Origin of the sequence: Halomonas sp. MMSF_3323 (assembly GCF_030733595.1) — a bacterium.
In the GTDB taxonomy this organism is placed as follows: Bacteria; Pseudomonadota; Gammaproteobacteria; order Pseudomonadales; family Halomonadaceae; genus Halomonas; species Halomonas litopenaei.
On record NZ_JASHIT010000008.1, the window covers coordinates 1 to 18,772 of the forward strand.

An 18,772-nucleotide genomic window follows, 5' to 3' on the forward strand; every position below is an offset into this window, starting at 1 on the left:
TGGCGCCGCGCAGGGACTACACGAGGGCTACATTAAGGGCTACACAAGGGCTACGCAGGGGCTTCGTGCGGGCCATATAAGAGCGATACCAGGGCCTTTGCCGGGGCGACTCGAGCATGGCCCTGAAGCCCGTTGCATCAAGCCTGGCTCGAGGGCCGTTGCTTGAGCAGCTTGGGTACCAGCCAGGGCAGTACCAGCAGCGCCGAGGCGGCGATCCACAGCGACAGCGAGATGCCGGACTGCCACAGGATGGCGGTGTCGCCACCGCTGATCGCCAACGCCCGACGCAGGTTCTCTTCCATCAGGCCGCCCAGCACGTAGCCGAGGATGACCGGCGCCAGCGAGAAGCCGAGCTTGCGCAGCAGGTAGCCGAAGACACCGATGACGAGCATCAGATAGATGGCGGTCAGGTCGGAATGCAGCTGATAGACCCCGACGAAGGATAGCACGGCGATGGCCGGCACCAGCACCCAGCGCGGGATGGTCAGCACCTTGGCGAAGACCCCGGCCAGCGGCAGGTTGAGCGCCAGCAACACCAGGTTGCCGATGTACAACGAGGCGATCAGGCCACCGGCGACCTCCGGGTTGTCGGTGAACATCATCGGACCCGGGGTGATGTTGTAGAGCATCAGCGCGCCGAGCAGCACCGCGGTGGTGCCGGATCCGGGGATGCCCAGGGTCAGCATCGGTACGAAGGAGCCTGCGGCGGAGGCGTTGTTGGCCGCTTCGGGCGCCGCCAGGCCACGCATGTCGCCGGTGCCGAAGGTGTTGTCCTTGTCCACCAGCCGCTTTTCGGTGGTGTAGGACACCGCCCCGGCCACCGAGGCGCCGGTTCCGGGCAGTACGCCGATAATGAAGCCGAGCACGCCGGAGCGCAGCATGGTGCCCTTGCAGGCCATCACTTCCTTGAGGCTGACGAACACCCGGCCCAGCGGCGGCAGGGTGTCATCGACGTCGTCGCGATGGGCGTGCTCGAGCATCAGCAGGATCTCGCTGATGGCGAACAGGCCGATGATCATCACCACGAAGTCGATACCGTCATAGAGCTCCGGCATGCCGAAGGTGTAGCGCATCACGCCGGTGCCGGAGTCGACGCCGACGGTGCCGATCAGCACGCCGAGCACGGCGCCGATGGCGGTCTTGATCGGGTCCTTGCCCATCATCACCGACATCGACGAGAAGGCGAACACCATCAGCGCGAAGAATTCGGCGGGGCCGAACATCACCGCCACCCGGGCCAGCAGCGGGGCGAACAGGGTCAGGCCGATGATGGCGATGGTGGCGCCGACAAACGACGCCACCGCCGACAGGCCCAGCGCCGGACCGGCCAGGCCACGCTTGGCCAGCGGATGGCCATCGAGGGTGGTCATCACCGCGCCGGCGTCGCCGGGCACATTGAGCAGGATGCTGGACATGCGCCCGCCGTACTCGGCACCGGTGTAGATGCCGGCCAGCAGGATCAGCGCGGATTCGGCGGGCAGGCCCAGGGTGTAGGCCAGCGGCATCAGGATGGCGATGCCGTTGATTGGCCCGATGCCCGGCAGGGCGCCGAACAGGGTGCCCAGCAGCGCGCCGAGGAAGGCCAGGCCAAGATTGAGCGGCGTCAGGGCGACGCCGAAGCCTTCAATAAGAAAGTCGAACATGGGAACACCTTGATCAGGGATCGGTGGCGGTCAGGGCTGGGGCAGCGCTGGCAGCTGAGCTGTTACAGGAGCTGGCTTCAGGGCGGCGGTTCGCGCTACCACGGCAGGCCGGGCAGGCCGATGCCAAGGCCATGGGTGAACAGCCACTGGCCGCCCAGCGCCATCAACACACCGGTGGCCACGGCCTTGAGCGGACTGGCCTCGAACAGCCAGGCCAGGGCGGCGATCACCAGCATCGAGCTCAACAAAAAGCCCAGGCGCGGGAACAGCACGGCGTAGACCAGCAGCAGCACCAGCACGCCGATCAGGCGCAATCCCAGGCGCTTGTCGGGCCAGTGGCCGTTTTCACCCGGACGTATCACCAGCACCAGCGACAGCAGCCCCAGCAGGATGGAGAGCCCCAGCGGAAAGGCCTTGGGGCCAACGGGGTCGTAGCTGAAGGGCACCTCGAGGGACAGGGCGTTGACGGCGGTAAACGCCGCCAACCCCATCAGGGCGATACCCAGACAGCGGTCGGCGGCGATACTCATTGGGTCAGACCCACTTCTGCGGCCAGCTCCTTGAAGCCGGTGACCTGATCCTTGACGTAGCCGTCGAAGTCGTCACCGAAGCGTGCCATGGGGAACAGGCCGCGGGCTTCGCGCAGCTCGGCGAAGGTCTCGTTGCCGGCCAGGTTCTCGAGGCGCTCGACCCAGGCCTGGTAGGCCTCGTCGCTGACCTCGGGGCCCATGTAGTAGCCGCGCCAGATCGGCCACTGGACGTCGTAACCCTGTTCGGCGGCGGTGGGAATCTCGGCATAGGGGCCGCCCATGCGCTCCTCGGACAGCGCCGCCAGCACGCGGATGTCGCCGCTCTCGAGCTGGGACTTGAGCTCCGACAGGTCACCGGAGAACACCTGGATATGGTTGCCGAGCAGTGCGGCCAGGGCTTCACCGCCACCCTCGAAGGCCACGTAGCGCAGGCTGCGCGGGTCGACGTCGGCGGCCTTGGCGGTCAGCGCGGCCTTCATCCAGTCCTGGCTGCCTACGCTGCCACCGGCGCCGAAGGCGACCTGGGTGGGGTCTTCCTGCAGCGCCGTCATCAGCTCATCCAGGGTCTGCCAGGGCGCGTCGGCCTTGACCACGATGGCGCCGTAGTCGACCCCCAGGGCGCCGACCCAGCGCACTTCGCTGGCGTCGTACTGGCCGAACTTGCCCAGCGCCAAGTTGACCGCAGCACCGGTGCTGGCGGCGACGATCAGGTTGGGGTCGTCGGTGCGCACGCCATTGACGTGGTTGTAGGCCACCGCACCGATGCCGCCGGGCATGTAGGTGACCAGCATCGGGTCCTCGATCAGTCCGGTCTCGAGCAGGCCATTGGCGGCCAGCCGGCAGGTCAGGTCGTAGCCACCGCCGGGCTTGGCGGGGGCGATGCATTCGGCCTCGTCGGCGGCCTGGGCGGTGCCGACGCTGAGGCTGGCGCCGAGCAACAGGGCGGCGGGCAGAGCTGTGATATTCTTCATGCGGACTCCTGACAACTATTATTATGGGTTGATGAAACCGGTGTGCTTTAGCGTGAGAGATGCTAGGCCGACTAGCTTTCATCAACCTGTCATGCCCTCCCTGCCTGGATAAGACATTAGTCGCATGCGCCTTCTCGTCGTCGAAGATGATGCCCTCATCAGCCGCTCGCTGGTCGAGGCCCTGACCCCCCTTGGCAATACTGTGGAGGTGTTTGCCTGCTGCAGTGATGCCAGGGCGGCGCTGCGCCAGGGTGGGGTCGACCTGATGCTTCTGGACATCGGCCTGCCCGACGGTGACGGCCTGTCACTGCTGGCCGAGTTGCGTGACGCGGGCGATCGCACCCCGGTGATCATCCTGACCGCCCGGGACGCCCTGGATGACCGGGTCAGGGGACTCGACCTGGGGGCCGATGACTACCTGGCCAAGCCCTTTGAACTGGCCGAACTTGAGGCGCGGGTGCGCGCGCTGCTCAGGCGCAGCCAGCAGCGTGCCGACAACCGTCTTGGCCTGGGACCCTTGTCCTTCGATCCGGCCAGTGGCGCCGCCAGTCTGTTCGGCGAGCCCATGGCGCTACCCCATCGCGAATTGCTGCTGGTCGAAAGCCTGTTGCTGCACGCTGGAGCCATCGCCCCTCGCGAGACCCTGGAAGGGCGACTTTTCGGCTTCGGCGAGGTGGGCTCCAACGCCCTGGAGGTCTACGTCAGCCGGCTGCGCAAGCGGCTCAAGGGCGCAGGTCTGCGTATCCGCACCTTTCGCGGACTTGGCTACCGTCTGGAAGAGGACGACGGGTGATCGAGGTCGAGGGATCACTCAAGCGTCGGCTCGGTGGCTGGCTGGTGGTCACCGTCGGGGTGCTGGGGCTGGCGCTGATGGTGGAGGCCTGGGTCAGCAGTCAGCGGGCGGCGGCGCGGGCCTTCGACGCCCAGCTGCAGGCGGCGGCGCTGACCATCGCCGAGGCGGTGCGCTGGCAGGACGGCATCCCCCAGGTAGTGGTGCCGGCGGCGGCGCTGCAGATTCTCGCCACCGACAGCCAGGCGCGGGTGTTCTACGCGGTGCTGGACGATGACGGCAGGACGCTGTCGCGTAACTGGCCGGTGGACATCCCCGTCGCCTGGCAGCAGGCGCTGGATGAAGGCGGCATGTCGCGGGACCTGACCACGACGCTGGGAGAGCTGCGTCTGCATGCCCAGCGGGTGGCCTCGGCGGGTTGGGTCACCCAGCTGCCGGTGCAGGTGTGGGTCGGGCATACCCTCGAGGGGCGCCGAGCCCTGGCCCGCTCACTGTTCGAGCGTTCGCTGTCGCGCTTTATTGCCATGGTGCTGCTGACCGGGGTGCTGATGGGCTTGACCATGCGCGCGGCGCTGTCTCCCCTGCGCCGCCTGCGCCGCCAGATTCGTGGGCGCGGCGCCGATGACTTCAGTCCGCTGGCGGCCAGGGTGCCCAAGGAGCTTCATGAGCTCGCCCAGGCCTTGGACCACCTGTTCGCCCGTCAGCGCCAGGGACGCGAGGATCTTCTGCGCTTCACCGCCGACGCCAGCCACCAGCTCAAGACGCCGCTGGCGGGACTCAAGACCGTCAGCGAGCTGGGCCTTCGCAGCAGTGATCCGGATGAATGGCGCCAGGCGCTCACGCGCGTTCACGCCCGTGCCGAGGACACCAGTCGACTGGCCGGCCAATTGCTGTCGCTGGCGCGACTGCGCCACCTCGACCGGGAGACGGCGCTGCCTGCGCTCGACCTGGGTGAGCTGGTACGCGACGTCGCCCTGGACTGGGCGGCGCGGGAGCGGGCTGCGGAGCATGACCTCGGGCTTGGCAGCCTGCCAGCCGAGCCGCTGAAGGTGTGTGTCGAGGACTGGGCACTGCGCGAAGCCCTGGGCAACCTGATCGACAACGCCCTGCGCTACACGCCGACAGGTTGCGAGATCACCCTGCATCTGTCGCGCGAGGGCGACTGGGCGCGGTTGTCGATCGTCGATGACGGCCCCGGTGTCGCCGACGCGGCGCTGGCGACGCTGGGACAGCCGTTTCAGCGGGGTGGACGCCAGGACACCGAGGGCTCTGGACTGGGTCTTGCCATCGTCGATACCACCGCCCGGCGCATGGGCGCCCGCGTGCAATTCGCCAACCGCTCGCCGCAGGGACTCGAGGTGGTGCTGTGGCTGCCGCTGGCGAAGGACGAACAGGATGTCACCGGTGCCTTTGCTGCCGGCGTGAATCCAGGAGAGAGTACTTGATGTCCCTGCAGCCCGGACAACGCCTTCGATCCTGTGGACGTCTCCCGGCCCGCTGTGCGATGCAGGTCACACGGCGGCAGCCCCTGGTGGTGTCGCCGTGGCTGCCGCTTTTACTGCTCATGCTCGTGCTGCTGGGCGGCTGTCACAGCGGCGACAGCCGCACCCCCACAGATGAAGATCCGCTGGTGATCTCGGCGGCGCTGGATCTCGACGTGGTGGCGCCGCTGCTGGACGCCTTTCGCCAGGCCTATCCCCAGATTCCCCTGCGCTTTGAGGATCGCACCACCCGGGAGGTGGACGACAGCGTGGTGGGACATCTCGCTGGGGGCGGGGTAGAGGGCGAAGGGACGAGCAGGGCGCCTGACGTGGTGATCAGCTCGGCGATGCCGTGGCAGATGGCCCGGGTCAATGAAGGACTGGCGCGGCGCCTGAACGGGCCGGAGATCGAGCGCTGGCCCGAGTGGGCGCGCTGGCGCGACGAGGTCTTCGCCTTCACCTTCGAGCCGGTGGTGATGGCCTATCGGCTGGATCTGTCGCGGCATATGCTGCCGCCCCAGACCCATGGCGACCTGCACGCGCTGCTGGCGACCCAGGCCCGCTGGCTGACGGGCAAGGTGACCACCTACTCGCCGCTTTCCAGCGGGGTGGGCTACACCCTGGCCCAGCAGGATGCTCGCTACTCCTCGCGCTTCTGGGAGCTGGTCGGCGCCATGGGGCGTGTCGATACTCGCCTCGAGACGACCACCCGGGCCATGCTCGAAGGGCTCAGCCAGGGACGCTACTGGCTCGGCTACAACCTGCTGGGTTCCTACGCCATGGTCTACGCCCAGGAACATCCCGAGGTGATCGTGCAGGTGCCCAGGGACTATTCGCTGGTGCTGATGCGCATGGCCTTCGTGCATCGCGATGCCCCCCACGTCGAGGCCGCCGAGACCTTCGTCAGGTTTTTGCTGAGTCAGCGTGGCCAGCGGGTGCTGGCGGGGCAGACGCCACTGTTCAGCGTGCTGCCGGGGGTGACCGGCCCCTACACCGCCGCCAGGCTGCGCACCCAGGTGGGGGAGCGGCTCTACCCGATACTGCCCAACGCCACCTTGCTGGCCTTCGTCGATCCTGCCCGCCGGGAGGCCTTCACCGACCACTGGCGAGCGCGTTTTCAGGGCGAGCAGGCGCTGGATGAAGCGGTCGAACGGGGTAGCGGGGCGCTGGCGCCGGAGTAGACGGCGGATGGCAACCGAGGCGCATCGATGTGTCAAGCTGGCACATTGCCGGAGGCCGGGGCGGAACGTTATAATGGGCGATTAACTTCTTCCCTCCCTCTAAAGCCTCAGTGGGTGTTGCCGATTATGCTACGTATGGCCCAAGAAGCACTTACGTTTGACGACGTATTGCTCGTTCCCGGCTATTCCGACGTTCTCCCCAAGGACGTCAGTCTCCGGACCCGCCTGACTCGCGACCTCTTCCTCAATATTCCCCTCGCCTCCGCCGCCATGGATACCGTCACCGAAGCCCGCCTGGCCATCGCCATGGCCCAGGAAGGTGGCATCGGCATCATCCACAAGAGCATGGGCATCGCTCAGCAGGCGCTGGAAGTGCGCAAGGTCAAGAAGCACGAGAGCGTCATCGTCAAGGATCCCGTCACCGTCGGACCCAAGGCCAAGCTGCAGGACCTGCTGGCGATGGCCAAGGAACACGGCTTCTCCGGCTTCCCGGTGGTCGAGGGCGAGACCCTGGTCGGCCTGGTGACCGAGCGTGACATGCGCTTCCAGCCCAACCATGGCGACAGCGTCGCCGACATCATGACCCCGAGCGATCGCCTGGTGACCGTGCCGGAAGGCACCCCGCTGGACGTCATCAAGGGCAAGATGCAGGAGCACCGGGTCGAGAAGATGCTGGTGGTGGACGGCGACTTCCGCCTGCGTGGCCTGGTGACCTTCCAGGACATCGAGAAGGCGCGCACCTTCCCCAGCGCCGCCAAGGACGCCGACGGCCGCCTGCTGGTCGGCGCCGCCGTGGGCACCGGTCCGGAAACCCCTGACCGGGTCAAGGCGTTGGCCGAAGCCGGTGTCGACGCCCTCGTCGTCGATACCGCCCACGGTCATTCCCGTGGCGTGATCGAGCGGGTGCGCTGGGTCAAGGAGCACTTCCCGCAGATCCAGGTCATCGGCGGCAACATCGCCACCGCCGACGCCGCCCGGGCTCTGGCCGAGGCCGGTGCCGACGCGGTCAAGGTGGGCATCGGTCCTGGCTCCATCTGCACCACCCGCATCGTCGCCGGTGTCGGCGTGCCGCAGATCACCGCGGTGTCCAACGTGGCCGAGGCGCTCAAGGAGTTCGACATCCCGCTGATCGCCGACGGTGGCGTGCGCTTCTCCGGTGACATCGCCAAGGCGGTGGCTGCCGGTGCCAGCTGCATCATGGTCGGCGGCCTGCTGGCCGGCACCGAGGAGGCGCCGGGCGAGGTCGAGCTGTTCCAGGGGCGTACCTACAAGGCCTACCGTGGCATGGGTTCCATGGGCGCCATGTCCCAGACCCAGGGCTCCAGCGACCGCTACTTCCAGGACAAGGACGACGGCGTCGAGAAGCTGGTGCCGGAAGGCATCGAAGGCCGGGTGCCCTACAAGGGCGTGATGGGTGCCATCGTGCACCAGCTGATGGGTGGCCTGCGTGCCTCCATGGGCTACACCGGCTGTGCCAGCATCGACGAGATGCGCACCAAGCCCGAGTTCGTCAAGATCACCGGCGCCGGCTTCAACGAGTCCCACGTTCACGACGTCCAGATCACCAAGGAAGCGCCCAACTATCGAGCAGGGTAGGCGCTGACGTGACGCGCCAGGCGTATCGCACCAGACGCGTTGCACCAGAGGGCGCGCGGGGCGACTCGCCCCTCGTCACCCTGAGCTGGAAGCGGTCCGCCGCTTCCAGCTTTTCGCTTTTCGATTGCTCGGCCCACCGGCCCCACTGCCTGCAAGGTAAGTCCCCATGACCGATATCCACGCCCACAAGATCCTGATCCTCGACTTCGGCTCCCAGTACACCCAGCTGATCGCTCGCCGGGTTCGCGAGATCGGCGTCTACTCCGAGATTCGCGCCTTCGACATCACCGAGGAGGAGATCCGCGAGTATCGCCCCAACGGCATCATCCTGGCCGGTGGCCCGGAGTCGGTGACCGAGCTGGACTCGCCGCGGGCGCCGGCCTGCGTGTTCGAGATGGGGCTGCCGGTGTTCGGTATCTGCTACGGCATGCAGACCATGGCCGAGCAGCTGGGTGGCAAGGTCGAGGGCTCCAACAAGCGCGAGTTCGGCTACGCCCAGATCCGCCTGGACGCCGAGACGGCGCTGTTCAAGGACATCAAGGATCACGTCGATCCGGACAGCGGGCGCGGCCTTTTGGACGTGTGGATGAGTCACGGTGACAAGGTCGCCCAGGTGCCGGAGACCTTCACCGTCACCGCCTCCACCCCGAGCTGCCCGATCGCCGCCATGGCCTGGGAGGAAAAGCGCTTCTACGGCGTACAGTTCCACCCCGAGGTCACCCACACCCTGCAGGGTCAGCGCATCCTCGAGCACTTCGTGCTGGAGATCTGTGGCGCCGAGCGCAACTGGACGCCGGCCAAGATCATCGAGGACCAGATCGCCCGGGTGCGTGACCAGGTCGGTGACCGCCACGTGCTGCTGGGACTGTCAGGCGGGGTCGACTCCTCGGTGGTGGCGGCCCTGTTGCACAAGGCCATCGGCGATCAGCTGACTTGCGTGTTCGTCGACAACGGCCTGCTGCGCAAGAACGAAGGCGATCAGGTGATGGAGACCTTCGCCCAGCACATGGGCGTGCGGGTGATCCGCGTCGACGCCGAAGAGCTGTTCCTCGGCAAGCTCGAAGGTGAGGCCGACCCCGAAGCCAAGCGCAAGATCATCGGCAACACCTTCATCGACGTCTTCGACAGCGAAGCGGCCAAGATCGAGGGTGTGGACTTCCTGGCCCAGGGCACCATCTACCCGGACGTGATCGAGTCGGCCGCCGCCAAGACCGGCAAGGCCCACGTGATCAAGTCCCACCACAACGTCGGTGGCCTGCCGGAGACGATGAAGCTCAAGCTGGTCGAGCCGCTGCGTGAGCTGTTCAAGGACGAGGTGCGCAAGCTCGGCCTGGAACTCGGCCTGCCCTACGACATGGTCTACCGTCACCCCTTCCCGGGGCCGGGCCTGGGCGTGCGTATCCTCGGCGAGGTCAAGAAGGAGTACGCCGACATCCTGCGCGAGGCCGACGCCATCTTCATCGAAGAGCTGCACAACTCCGGCTGGTACCACAAGACCAGCCAGGCCTTCGCGGTGTTCCTGCCGGTCAAGTCCGTCGGTGTGGTCGGTGATGGCCGCCGCTACGAATGGGTCATCGCCCTGCGTGCCGTCGAGACCATCGACTTCATGACCGCCCGCTGGGCCCACCTGCCCTACGAACTGCTGGAGAAGGTCTCCAACCGTATCATCAACGAGCTGTCCGGGGTCTCCCGCGTCACCTACGACGTCTCGTCCAAGCCGCCGGCGACGATCGAGTGGGAATGATCCCTGATCCGACGACCTGACGGCGTCGGTGCAATGTTCGAAAACCACAACACCCGCCATCTGGCGGGTGTTGTGCGTTCAGGTGCAGACTATTGGCCCGGGCCTGGCGCACCATCAAGCCGCGCCGGTCTGGGACTCTGTCGTTCAATCGCTCTCGTACAGTTCTGCCTTGGCGTCACGCATGATGTCCTCGCAGGCGGCCTGCTGGGCCAGCTCGGTCATCAGGGTCTGGGAAAGGGCAAAGCCCTTGCCCAGGCAACGATCCACATCGTCCTTGGCGATGGAGGGCTGGACATCCACATCCAGAATCAGGGTGCGGCGGCCTCCTTCGAGACGGTCTGCCATCTGCCTGAGCTGCCAGGCCAGGCGATTCTTCCAGCTTGCGGTCTGCTCTGCGCCCTCGGTCACGTTGAGGGTACATTGCCACTGAGGTTTGTAGACCTTCATGTGAACCTCCTTGCTGGTGAAGTGAGCGATCTCCTGTTCTTTCATCACGTTCAGGTCCCAGCATACTCGCATGTGACGTCCTTGCCACTCCCTCCCTCGGGGGCGCTGCCTCAACCCTGTTGGGTCGTCTCTTGTAAGTGAGTCCTTGCTGGGGGGATTTGGGCACTATCCTTCCTCTGGGTTGAAACTTCGCTGGCGGCACAGTGCCGCAGGAAAGGTATGCCGGAAGGAAGCGGCTACACTGAGTCTGGGCGACAAGGAGTGCTGCGATGCAGTGGGGCGGCGGAGGTGAGTCGGGCAGAGGCATGGGGCGGCTTTGGCTTTTGTTGGCCGCGATGGTGGTGCTGCTGGCGTGGGAGCTGGCGGGGGAGGCCTCACGCCCACAGCCCAATGTGTCGCTGTTTGTACTCGACCATCAGGGGCAGCAACCACCGGAGAAAGGAGCGCTTTCTACGGTTACCGCAGAGTCTCTCGATGAGCAGGTCAGCCTGGGACTCAAGGCGCATCCGGTATGGCTGCGACTGAGGGTGGTGGGTGCTCTCCCCGGGCAGCGCCTGGTGCTGTCCAATCCGCTGGTTCAGGGAGTCGAGTTGCGGGTCTGTGACGACTCTGGGTGTCGCCCCGTCGCGAGGGAGACGCATTTTGCCGATGATCCGGGGCTCGCTGCTGCCTTGCCTCAGTTCCGCTTGCCTGCGGCAACGAATGAACTGCTGTTGCGCGTCGAGACCGATCAGGCGATACGCTTCAATGTGCAGGTACTGGATGACGTCGATCTGCACCGTTACTGGCGTGACTTGTTGCTGGGGCAGGGGCTCTATTTCGGCTTGATTGCGGGTCTGGTGATCTACAACAGCCTTCTGCTGTTCAGTCTTCGCGATACCAACTACCTCTGGTATCTGGGGTTCTTGAGTGGAGCGGGCGCTTACTTCTTGTGTCAGAACGGCTTGCTGCTGCTTTATTTGCCGCAGATGGGGGCACGCCTGAACGAGGCCTTGCTGCTGACGGCCCTGTCGGTGATCAGCATCTGCGGGTTGCAGTTCTGCCGGCGTTTTCTGATGACGGCGCGCCAGGACCCGAGAGTGGACTCGTTGATGCGGTGGCTGTGCTGGCTCCTGGCGCTGGCCGCCGCCATCGCCTGGCTGCTGCCGAGCTTCTTGACCGTGGTGTTCTATTCACTGCTGGGGGTGCTGACGCTAACGACTTTTCTGCTGTCGTCGGTGCGTGGCTTGTGGCGTGGCTTTCGCCCCGCGCAATGGCTGTTGATGGCGTGGTCGGTGCTGGTGGTCGGCGTGGTCCTGTTGCTGCTGGTGACCTATGGGTTGTCCCCCCACAACTTCTGGACGCTGCACGGTTTCCAGATCGGTTCCGCGCTGGAGGCCATCCTCTTGTCGCTGGCCCTGGCCGATCGCATCAGTCTGTTGCAGCGCGAGCGAGAGACGCTGCTGGAGGAGAAGGCGCGGTTGCACGGCATGAGCTATCTCGATGGTCTTACTGGTGTGCACAATCGCCGCTATCTCGATGAAGCCTTGCCCGCTGCGGTGGCCCAGGCCGAGGTAAGCGGGCGACCACTGTCGTTGATCATGCTGGATATCGATAACTTCAAGCGATTCAACGATGGCTGGGGGCATGCCGAGGGCGATCGCGCGCTGCAGCACCTGGGCAAGGTGATCGAGGAGGTCGTGCGCGACATCGATCCGGTGTGTCGTTACGGGGGAGAAGAGTTCGTGATTCTTCTCAAGGAGCGCGACGAGCATCAGGCGCTGGATATCGCCGAACGCATTCGCAAGGGGCTGGCGACGACGCCATTGACGCTGCTTACCGGAGAGCAGGTGTTGTTGACCTGTACCCTGGGGGTGGCCAAGCGACTGGAGGGCGAGAGCGCCTCAGCCCTGTTGCGGCGGGCCGACCAGGCGCTGTATCGAGGCAAGTACGCCGGCCGCGATCGGGTGGTGCTGAATGCCTCCGGTGGCGTCGCCTCGACAACCTCATGAAGGTACCTTCTGCAGTCTGGCGTCTGGCCGGTTCCCTGATCTTCGACATGCGCAGGCGTGGAACCCTTGGCAGGATGGCGGTCCAAGATGCGTCACATGTTGTCACAGCCGTGTGCCAGCATCGTTTCTTCAACACCAAGGGGGGCACCATGAAACCGACTCCAGGAACTCTACGCCAGTCGCGTCTGTGGGGGACGGCCTGGCTGTTGCTGATGATGGCCGGTTGTACCGGGGCGTCGTCGAGTGGCACCGGGTCGAGCGAGTCGTTCCAGGCAGAGGCATCCAGCCTGGCGCCACTTCCTGCGAGCTTTCGTGGTGAACTGTCCTGTGATGACTGCAAGGCGGTACGTCTCGATCTGGCGCTCGATGACGGGGGACGATATCTGCTCAAGGAGACGCATCTGGGACCCGGCGAGCAACCTCGCCGCCGCCACCGGGGTCAGTGGCAGTTGACGGATGGCGAACTGTCGCTGGGCGAGCCCGCCCCTGAGGCGGCGCAGCGGTGGCAAGTCGCGCAGGGGGGCGATCTTGTGTCGCAGGCGTCGCGTACGCCAGATGGCGCGTCTGCCCGCCTGGCGCGGCTGCCCGAACCGCTGCGTGAGCCACTGGAAGAGCGCTACTGGAAGCTGGTGCAAGTCGACGGAGAAGTCGCTGTCGACGGTTCTGCGCATATCGTGCTGCACACCCAGGAGGGTCGCCTGGCCGGATCCGGAGGGTGCAACCGCCTGATGGGAAGTTACCAGCGGGAGGGGGATGCGCTGTCGCTGGCTCCGCTGGCCACTACCAGGAAGGCCTGCCAGGGGCCTGTCATGGCCCAGGAGCGCGCGCTGGTCGAGGCACTGGGGGCCACTAGAGCGTTTCGTCTGCTGGCCGATGAGCTTGAACTGCTCGATGAAAACGACAAGGTGCTGGCGCGATTCGAGGTGGTCCACCTGACCTGAGTCCTGCCTCAAGGCAGGCTTTGACGGGCGGCATTAGATTGGCGTGGGAGCGATGACCTGTCGCTGTTCGGGTGGTCGCTTGGCGCTTGCCGGCTAGAGCGGCGGAGGGACCTGCTCCCCGGTCTGATCGCTGATGATCCGGTCCCGACCTTCGGCCTTGGCTCGGTAAAGCAGGTGATCGGCGCGATTGATCAGCAGATCATAGTGCATGCCGGGCGTATGGCTGGTCACGCCGACGCTGACGGTCAAGGAAATGACGTCGCCGTTGTGCATGATGGGCAGGCTGCGAAGGCGCTCCTGGAAACCTTCGAGCACCGGCAGGATCTCGTTCAAGTCGGCGCCGGGGAAGATCAGCAGGAATTCCTCGCCGCCCCAGCGGCAGAGTACATCCGAGCGGCGAAAGTGGCGCACCAGCAAATCGGAAATCTGGATCAGGCACTGGTCGCCGACCTTGTGCCCATGCTTGTCGTTGATCAGCTTGAAATGATCGATATCGATCAGCGCGAGGCTGTAGGGCGTGTTGGTGCCATCCTGTCTGTCGCCTGATAACTGGCGCAGGTATTCGCCGGCAAAACGACGGTTGTGCAGGCCGGTGAGGGCATCACGGGTCGCCATGCTGGTCAGCGTTTCTTCCTGGGTCTCGTAGACGTGGCGCGCCAGCATGGCGAAACCGACCATGGTGAACAGCGCACAGGAGAGGTTCAGGGTCGCCAGCATCAGCGGGAAGCCGGGGCCGCTTTCCAGCGGAAACATCTGGGACAGCGGGAACTCCAGGAACAGGAAGACTAGCATCCCCATCAGACCGAGCACCAGCGCGACCCACTTGACCGAGTGGGTGACGGCCGCCCAGCAGGACAGTGTCAGCAGGTAGAAGTGGAAGCCGGCGGAGGTACCCAGGATCACGGTGGCGATGATGGCGTGGCAGTAAGCCTCGGTGGTGATCAGGTAGACCGCGCGGTCCTGCTCGCCATGTTGATTGGCGAGATAGGCGCCAAGCCACATGGCCACGCTGATCACGTTGATCAGTGCCAGCAGCGAGTGATCGAGCACCCAGAACAGTGGAATGAAAAGGAAGTGCACCGCCGCACCCATCAGACTGGCCCAGCGGGTGAGCAGGTGCTTGCGAAGATTGCGGTGTCGAATGTTGTCCGGGCGTTGTGCGGCTGCCTGGGTCAGGGTTGAAAATGGGGCCATGCACGGAAACTCGCTCTCGGTGGAAGTAGTCGTCGAAGCGTTCCAACGAACGGTAGAGTCCTCGCAGTTCTATCGAATCCCATGCCCGGAAGCAGTGTCAGGGCAGGGCTCATGCCTGGGTACGAGCCCCTGCCGTGCACTGCGATGCTACTTAACTGTAGCAGTTTCGTCAGTCGAAAGGCGTCGATGCGCTAGGGTAATTCAGCGCTGTGGTAAACGTTCTGGACGTCATCGAGGTCGTTGAGCATGTCGAGCAGCTTTTCGAACATGGCCAGGTCATCCCCTTCCACCGGCGTGGTGGCCTGGGGCAGGAACTGGATCTCGTCGATCTCGAACTCCTCGGCACCGAGGGATTCGCGCAGCGCCTGACGCGCCTTGGCGTAGTCGGTCGGCGGAGCAAACACGGTGATCAGGCCGTTTTCGTTCTCGATGTCGGTGACATCCACGTCGGCTTCCATCAAGGCTTCCAGCGCGGCTTCTTCATCCTCGCCGGTGTAGGCGAGGATCGCCAGATGGTCGAACATGTGGCTGACGCTGCCTGGTGTGCCGATCTTGCTCTTGGTCTTGGTGAAGCAGGCACGAACGTCGCCGAAGGTCCGGTTGGGATTGTCGGTCAGACATTCGACGATCACCATGGCGTTGCCGGGACCGAAGCCCTCATAGCGTGCCAGCGAGTAGTCCTCGCCGCCGACGCCCGACGCCTTCTCCAGCGCCCGATCGATGACATGACCCGGTACCTGGTCCTTCTTGGCGCGGTCGAGAAGGCTGCGCAGCGACAGATTGGCGTTTGGATCGACGCCTCCGGACTTGGCGCAGACGTAGATCTCGCGTCCGTACTTGCTGTAGACCTTGGTCTTGGCGGCGGCCGTCTTGGCCATGGATTCCTTGCGGTTCTGGAAGGCCCTGCCCATTGCGTATTCCTGTGGCGTGTCTACACGAGTCTGGAATTCTACGAGAGTCCGCCCCTCGGCGAGAAGTCTTATTTCCCCTTGGCTTGCCCGGGATCGCCTGGAAGACGAACCGGCTTGACTGTCTACACTGTGGTGAATCGATCAAGGAGACGGCCAATGGATCACCATCAGTACCGCCAGGCCCTGGCGGTAGAGCACGCCGGAAGCGAACTGCCGTTTGCCGCCGAGGAGTTCGATCGCCGGCTGGCACGCGCTCGCAATGCCATGCAGCGACAGGGGCTGGACGCCCTGCTGCTGTGCCAGGCGGCGGACATCTTCTATCTGTGTGGCTATCACACCTTCGAAGTCTCCGTGCACGCGGCCCTGGTGGTCACCCCTTCGCGCACGCTGCTGCAGGTGGCGTCCATCGAGACCGGGCCCGCCGTGGTGACGGCGAGGGTCGATGAAGTGGTCGGCTATCGCTGGGAAGCCCTCGATGAGGTGATCGATCCGTTGGCTGACGCCTTGGCGGACAGTCACGACATCGGCATCGATGGCAGCAGTAGCGGTCTACGGTTTGGCCTGATGCGTCATCTGCAGGGGCGACTCGGTGGCGATCGCTTCCATGATCGTGCCGGTGGCCTGATGGCGAGCCTGAGACTGGTCAAGAGCGACGCCGAACTCGATTGCCTGACGCGCAGCGCCAAGATGACATCGCTTGGGCTTGCGCGTGCCATCGAGGTGGTCGAGCCCGGTGTGACCGACAACCAGGTGGCCGCCGTCGGTGCCCAGGTGATGCTCGAGGCCGGCAGCGAATTTTTCAGCCTGGCCCCGATCGTCACCAGCGGGTCGCGCAGTGGCATCATCCACGTCAACCACAAGCGCCGGGGCATCGCTTCGGGCGATGCGGTGTTCCTCGAGTTTGGCGCCGTCTGGCAGCGCTACACCGCGCCGACCATGCGCACGGTGGTGGTCGGGCCGATCAGCGACGAGATGCGCCTCGCCGCCGACCTGTGTGTCGAGATGGAGGCCCGCATGTGCGAGGCCATGACGCCGGGCACACCTTTCGAAGACGTCGCCCGGCTCGCCGATGCTATCCTGGCGCCACACCGCGAACGCTTCTTCCATTCGGGGGTTTACGGCTACGCGGTCGGTGCCCAGTTTCCGCCGAGCTGGGTGGAAGGCACGGGTTTTCTCGCCGCCGGGCAGACCACGCCGCTTGCCCGCAACATGGTCTTCCACCTGCCACTGTGTCTGCGCTTGCCGGGAGGTTTCGGCATCGGTCTAAGCAATACGGTGAGGGTCACCGATCGAGGCGCAATGCGCCTGACCGACCACGACATGGCACTGGTGCACCGACCCTGACAGCACACGCCGCATGAACGGCACAAGGGTATGATGAGCGGCTGGCGTCATGCGATACGAGAGCGGAACATGCTGCGTTTTTTCGAGAGGCTGGTGGATCCCTATCCCGACCAGCCCGAGTCGGTACCCGCGGACCGGTTGTGGCCCTTCGTGCTCCACTACTCGCGTCCCTTCACCGGGCTGTTGGCGGCCATGGCAGTGGTCACGGCGCTGGTCTCCATCGCCGAGGTGGTGTTCTTCACCGCCATGGGCGAACTGGTGGACTGGCTGGCCGAAGCCGACCGTGAGGGCTTTGTCGACACCCACCTGACCAGCTTGATCGGCCTGGGAGCGGCGGTGCTGGCAGGACTGCCACTTCTGGTGTTTTTGCTGTCGTTGATCACCCACCAGGGAATCTTCGGCAACTACCCCATGCTCGGGCGCTGGCTCTCCCATCGGCTGATGCTCGAGCAGAGCCTGTCGTTCTTTCATGACGAGTTTGCCGGGCGCGTCTCGCAGAAGGTGATGCAGACCGCGCTGGCCATGCGCGAGACCGTCACCAAGGTGCTCGACATGCTGGTCTATGTGCTGGTGTATTTCACCGGCGCGCTGGTGGTGCTGGGGGCCGCCGAGCCCTGGTTGATGGCTCCTCTGGTGCTATGGCTTGCGGGCTACCTGGCATTGATGAGGGTTTTTATCCCCCGGCTGCGCCGGGTGTCCATGGCCCAGGCGGACGCGCGGGCGGTGATGACCGGGCGGGTCGTGGACAGCTACAGCAATATCCAGGCGATCAAGCTGTTTGCCGATGCCGGGGCGGAGCGGGCCTACGCCCGGGAAGCCATGGATGGCTTCATGGGAACGGTACATCGGCAGATGCGCCTGGCCACCTGGCTATCGGTGTCGTTGGCGACCCTCAATACCCTGCTGCTGGTGGGTATGGCGGGACTGGTCGTACTGGCCTGGTATCACCGCTGGGTGTCCCTTGGTGAAACGGCGGTGGCGATCGGTCTGGTCATGCGGGTGCGCTCCATGTCCGACTGGATCCTGTGGGAAGTCGCTGGCCTGTTCGAGAATGTCGGCACCGTTCAGGACGGTATCAACACCCTGTCGCGTATCCCCGAAGTGCAGGATCGGCCGGCGGCCCCTGCGCTGCGGGTCCAGCACGGCGAGATTCGTTTCGAGGACGTGGTCTTTGGCTACGCCCGGGGAAGCCAGGCGGGCCCCAGGGTGTTCGACGGTTTCGATCTGCACATTTCCCCGGGCGAAAAGGTGGGCATCATCGGCCGCTCCGGCGCCGGCAAGTCGACCCTGGCGTCGCTGCTGATGCGCTTTCATGATCTGCAGGCCGGGCAGATAATGATCGATGGTCAGAATATCGCCGAGGTCACCCAGGCATCGCTGCGTCGACAGATCGGTATGGTGACCCAGGATACGTCCCTGCTGCATCGATCGCTGCGCGAGAATCTGACCTACGGCTGCCGAGACTGCAGCGAAGAAAGGTTGTGGCAGGCGGTGCGCCAGGCGCATGTTCACGAGTTTATCGAGGATCTGGTCGATCCTCATGGGCGTCGGGGCCTGGATGCCCAGGTGGGAGAGCGCGGCGTGACCCTGTCCGGGGGGCAGCGCCAGCGGATCGCCATCGCTCGGGTGTTGCTCAAGGATGCGCCGATCCTGGTGCTCGACGAGGCCACCTCGGCGCTGGACTCCGAGGTGGAAGCGGCAATTCAGCAGCATCTCTATACCCTGATGGAGGGCAAGACCGTCATCGCCATCGCCCATCGTCTGTCGACCATCGCCATGCTCGATCGACTGGTAATCATCGACAAGGGGCGCATCGTCGAGATGGGTGAGCACGAATCTTTGCTGGCCCGGGATGGCCTCTATGCTTCCCTGTGGCGCCGTCAGGTCGGAGGTTTTCTGGGGGAATGATGGACCATGGTCAGCTTGGTGTGATCAAGAAACTAGGCGGTTTAATGCGCGAGTGGTGCGCAAGTACTGCGCAAGTAGCGCAGGGTTGGCTATGATCACT

Annotated in this window: 15 protein-coding genes; 9 read left to right on the forward strand and 6 right to left on the reverse strand. The window is 65.0% G+C overall.

The features are described 5' to 3' along the window. Window positions 1-137 precede the first annotated feature (137 nt). From RBB39_RS05315 to RBB39_RS05325, 3 genes are all read right to left on the reverse strand, one after another. Complete coding sequence (locus RBB39_RS05315) at window positions 138-1,643, reverse strand: tripartite tricarboxylate transporter permease (RefSeq protein ID WP_045991091.1); 1,506 nt, start codon at window positions 1,641-1,643, stop codon at window positions 138-140. Window positions 1,644-1,738: 95 nt separating this feature from the next. Further along, window positions 1,739-2,173: a tripartite tricarboxylate transporter TctB family protein gene (locus tag RBB39_RS05320; protein ID WP_045991090.1), complete on the reverse strand. Its 435-nt coding sequence runs from the start codon at window positions 2,171-2,173 to the stop codon at window positions 1,739-1,741. Next, complete coding sequence (locus RBB39_RS05325) at window positions 2,170-3,144, reverse strand: tripartite tricarboxylate transporter substrate binding protein (RefSeq protein WP_052704208.1); 975 nt, start codon at window positions 3,142-3,144, stop codon at window positions 2,170-2,172. Before RBB39_RS05325 ends, RBB39_RS05320 begins: the two co-directional genes overlap by 4 nt. A gap of 124 nt (window positions 3,145-3,268) precedes the next feature. On the opposite strand from RBB39_RS05325, the gene RBB39_RS05330 reads away from it, so the two are divergent. From RBB39_RS05330 to guaA, 5 genes are all read left to right on the forward strand, one after another. After that, entirely contained in the window at window positions 3,269-3,937 is a 669-nt protein-coding gene (locus RBB39_RS05330) for a response regulator (RefSeq protein ID WP_045991089.1), read from the forward strand. Then, window positions 3,934-5,379 carry a sensor histidine kinase gene (locus RBB39_RS05335; protein ID WP_306168876.1) on the forward strand — a complete coding sequence of 482 codons (1,446 nt, stop codon included), beginning with the start codon at window positions 3,934-3,936 and terminating at the stop codon, window positions 5,377-5,379. Before RBB39_RS05330 ends, RBB39_RS05335 begins: the two co-directional genes overlap by 4 nt. Beyond that, window positions 5,379-6,596, forward strand: coding sequence for an ABC transporter substrate-binding protein (locus tag RBB39_RS05340; RefSeq protein WP_071211077.1), 1,218 nt, complete (start codon window positions 5,379-5,381; stop codon window positions 6,594-6,596). The genes RBB39_RS05335 and RBB39_RS05340 overlap by 1 nt, the downstream gene beginning before the upstream one ends. 126 nt (window positions 6,597-6,722) lie before the next feature. After that, window positions 6,723-8,192 carry an IMP dehydrogenase gene (gene guaB, locus RBB39_RS05345; protein WP_045991087.1) on the forward strand — a complete coding sequence of 490 codons (1,470 nt, stop codon included), beginning with the start codon at window positions 6,723-6,725 and terminating at the stop codon, window positions 8,190-8,192. A 166-nt stretch (window positions 8,193-8,358) separates the two neighbouring features. Then, a complete protein-coding gene (guaA, locus tag RBB39_RS05350; protein WP_045991086.1) occupies window positions 8,359-9,936 on the forward strand; it encodes a glutamine-hydrolyzing GMP synthase in 1,578 nt (525 codons plus the stop codon). A 144-nt stretch (window positions 9,937-10,080) separates the two neighbouring features. Here guaA and RBB39_RS05355 read toward each other — a convergent pair whose 3' ends face one another. Continuing rightward, window positions 10,081-10,455 carry a hypothetical protein gene (locus RBB39_RS05355; RefSeq protein WP_342586421.1) on the reverse strand — a complete coding sequence of 125 codons (375 nt, stop codon included), beginning with the start codon at window positions 10,453-10,455 and terminating at the stop codon, window positions 10,081-10,083. A 197-nt stretch (window positions 10,456-10,652) separates the two neighbouring features. On the opposite strand from RBB39_RS05355, the gene RBB39_RS05360 reads away from it, so the two are divergent. Both RBB39_RS05360 and RBB39_RS05365 read left to right on the forward strand, forming a co-directional pair. Then, window positions 10,653-12,374, forward strand: coding sequence for a GGDEF domain-containing protein (locus tag RBB39_RS05360; RefSeq protein ID WP_045991085.1), 1,722 nt, complete (start codon window positions 10,653-10,655; stop codon window positions 12,372-12,374). 149 nt (window positions 12,375-12,523) lie between these two features. Then, window positions 12,524-13,315: an META domain-containing protein gene (locus RBB39_RS05365; RefSeq protein WP_162197818.1), complete on the forward strand. Its 792-nt coding sequence runs from the start codon at window positions 12,524-12,526 to the stop codon at window positions 13,313-13,315. A 93-nt stretch (window positions 13,316-13,408) separates the two neighbouring features. Here RBB39_RS05365 and RBB39_RS05370 read toward each other — a convergent pair whose 3' ends face one another. Both RBB39_RS05370 and RBB39_RS05375 read right to left on the reverse strand, forming a co-directional pair. After that, window positions 13,409-14,509, reverse strand: coding sequence for a GGDEF domain-containing protein (locus tag RBB39_RS05370; protein WP_287164288.1), 1,101 nt, complete (start codon window positions 14,507-14,509; stop codon window positions 13,409-13,411). A gap of 191 nt (window positions 14,510-14,700) precedes the next feature. Beyond that, on the reverse strand, window positions 14,701-15,420 hold the full coding sequence (locus RBB39_RS05375; RefSeq protein WP_108132350.1) for a YebC/PmpR family DNA-binding transcriptional regulator: 720 nt from the start codon (window positions 15,418-15,420) through the stop codon (window positions 14,701-14,703). A 156-nt stretch (window positions 15,421-15,576) separates the two neighbouring features. On the opposite strand from RBB39_RS05375, the gene RBB39_RS05380 reads away from it, so the two are divergent. Together RBB39_RS05380 and RBB39_RS05385 are read left to right on the forward strand one after the other, a co-directional pair. Next, a complete protein-coding gene (locus RBB39_RS05380) occupies window positions 15,577-16,764 on the forward strand; it encodes a Xaa-Pro peptidase family protein (protein WP_213231571.1) in 1,188 nt (395 codons plus the stop codon). A 69-nt stretch (window positions 16,765-16,833) separates the two neighbouring features. Then, entirely contained in the window at window positions 16,834-18,672 is a 1,839-nt protein-coding gene (locus RBB39_RS05385) for an ABC transporter ATP-binding protein (RefSeq protein ID WP_306168877.1), read from the forward strand. The last annotated feature ends 100 nt before the right edge of the window (window positions 18,673-18,772 follow it).

What these genes read in the sequence shown, in the direction of transcription:
- RBB39_RS05315 (WP_045991091.1), bottom strand. Translation starts at nt 1,643, where the DNA reads ATGTTCGACTTTCTTATTGAAGGCTTCGGCGTCGCCCTGACGCCGCTC.
- RBB39_RS05320 (WP_045991090.1), bottom strand. Translation starts at nt 2,173, where the DNA reads ATGAGTATCGCCGCCGACCGCTGTCTGGGTATCGCCCTGATGGGGTTG.
- RBB39_RS05325 (WP_052704208.1), bottom strand. Translation starts at nt 3,144, where the DNA reads ATGAAGAATATCACAGCTCTGCCCGCCGCCCTGTTGCTCGGCGCCAGC.
- RBB39_RS05330 (WP_045991089.1), top strand. Translation starts at nt 3,269, where the DNA reads ATGCGCCTTCTCGTCGTCGAAGATGATGCCCTCATCAGCCGCTCGCTG.
- RBB39_RS05340 (WP_071211077.1), top strand. Translation starts at nt 5,379, where the DNA reads ATGTCCCTGCAGCCCGGACAACGCCTTCGATCCTGTGGACGTCTCCCG.
- guaB (WP_045991087.1), top strand. Translation starts at nt 6,723, where the DNA reads ATGCTACGTATGGCCCAAGAAGCACTTACGTTTGACGACGTATTGCTC.
- guaA (WP_045991086.1), top strand. Translation starts at nt 8,359, where the DNA reads ATGACCGATATCCACGCCCACAAGATCCTGATCCTCGACTTCGGCTCC.
- RBB39_RS05355 (WP_342586421.1), bottom strand. Translation starts at nt 10,455, where the DNA reads ATGCGAGTATGCTGGGACCTGAACGTGATGAAAGAACAGGAGATCGCT.
- RBB39_RS05360 (WP_045991085.1), top strand. Translation starts at nt 10,653, where the DNA reads ATGCAGTGGGGCGGCGGAGGTGAGTCGGGCAGAGGCATGGGGCGGCTT.
- RBB39_RS05365 (WP_162197818.1), top strand. Translation starts at nt 12,524, where the DNA reads ATGAAACCGACTCCAGGAACTCTACGCCAGTCGCGTCTGTGGGGGACG.
- RBB39_RS05370 (WP_287164288.1), bottom strand. Translation starts at nt 14,509, where the DNA reads ATGGCCCCATTTTCAACCCTGACCCAGGCAGCCGCACAACGCCCGGAC.
- RBB39_RS05375 (WP_108132350.1), bottom strand. Translation starts at nt 15,420, where the DNA reads ATGGGCAGGGCCTTCCAGAACCGCAAGGAATCCATGGCCAAGACGGCC.
- RBB39_RS05380 (WP_213231571.1), top strand. Translation starts at nt 15,577, where the DNA reads ATGGATCACCATCAGTACCGCCAGGCCCTGGCGGTAGAGCACGCCGGA.
- RBB39_RS05385 (WP_306168877.1), top strand. Translation starts at nt 16,834, where the DNA reads ATGCTGCGTTTTTTCGAGAGGCTGGTGGATCCCTATCCCGACCAGCCC.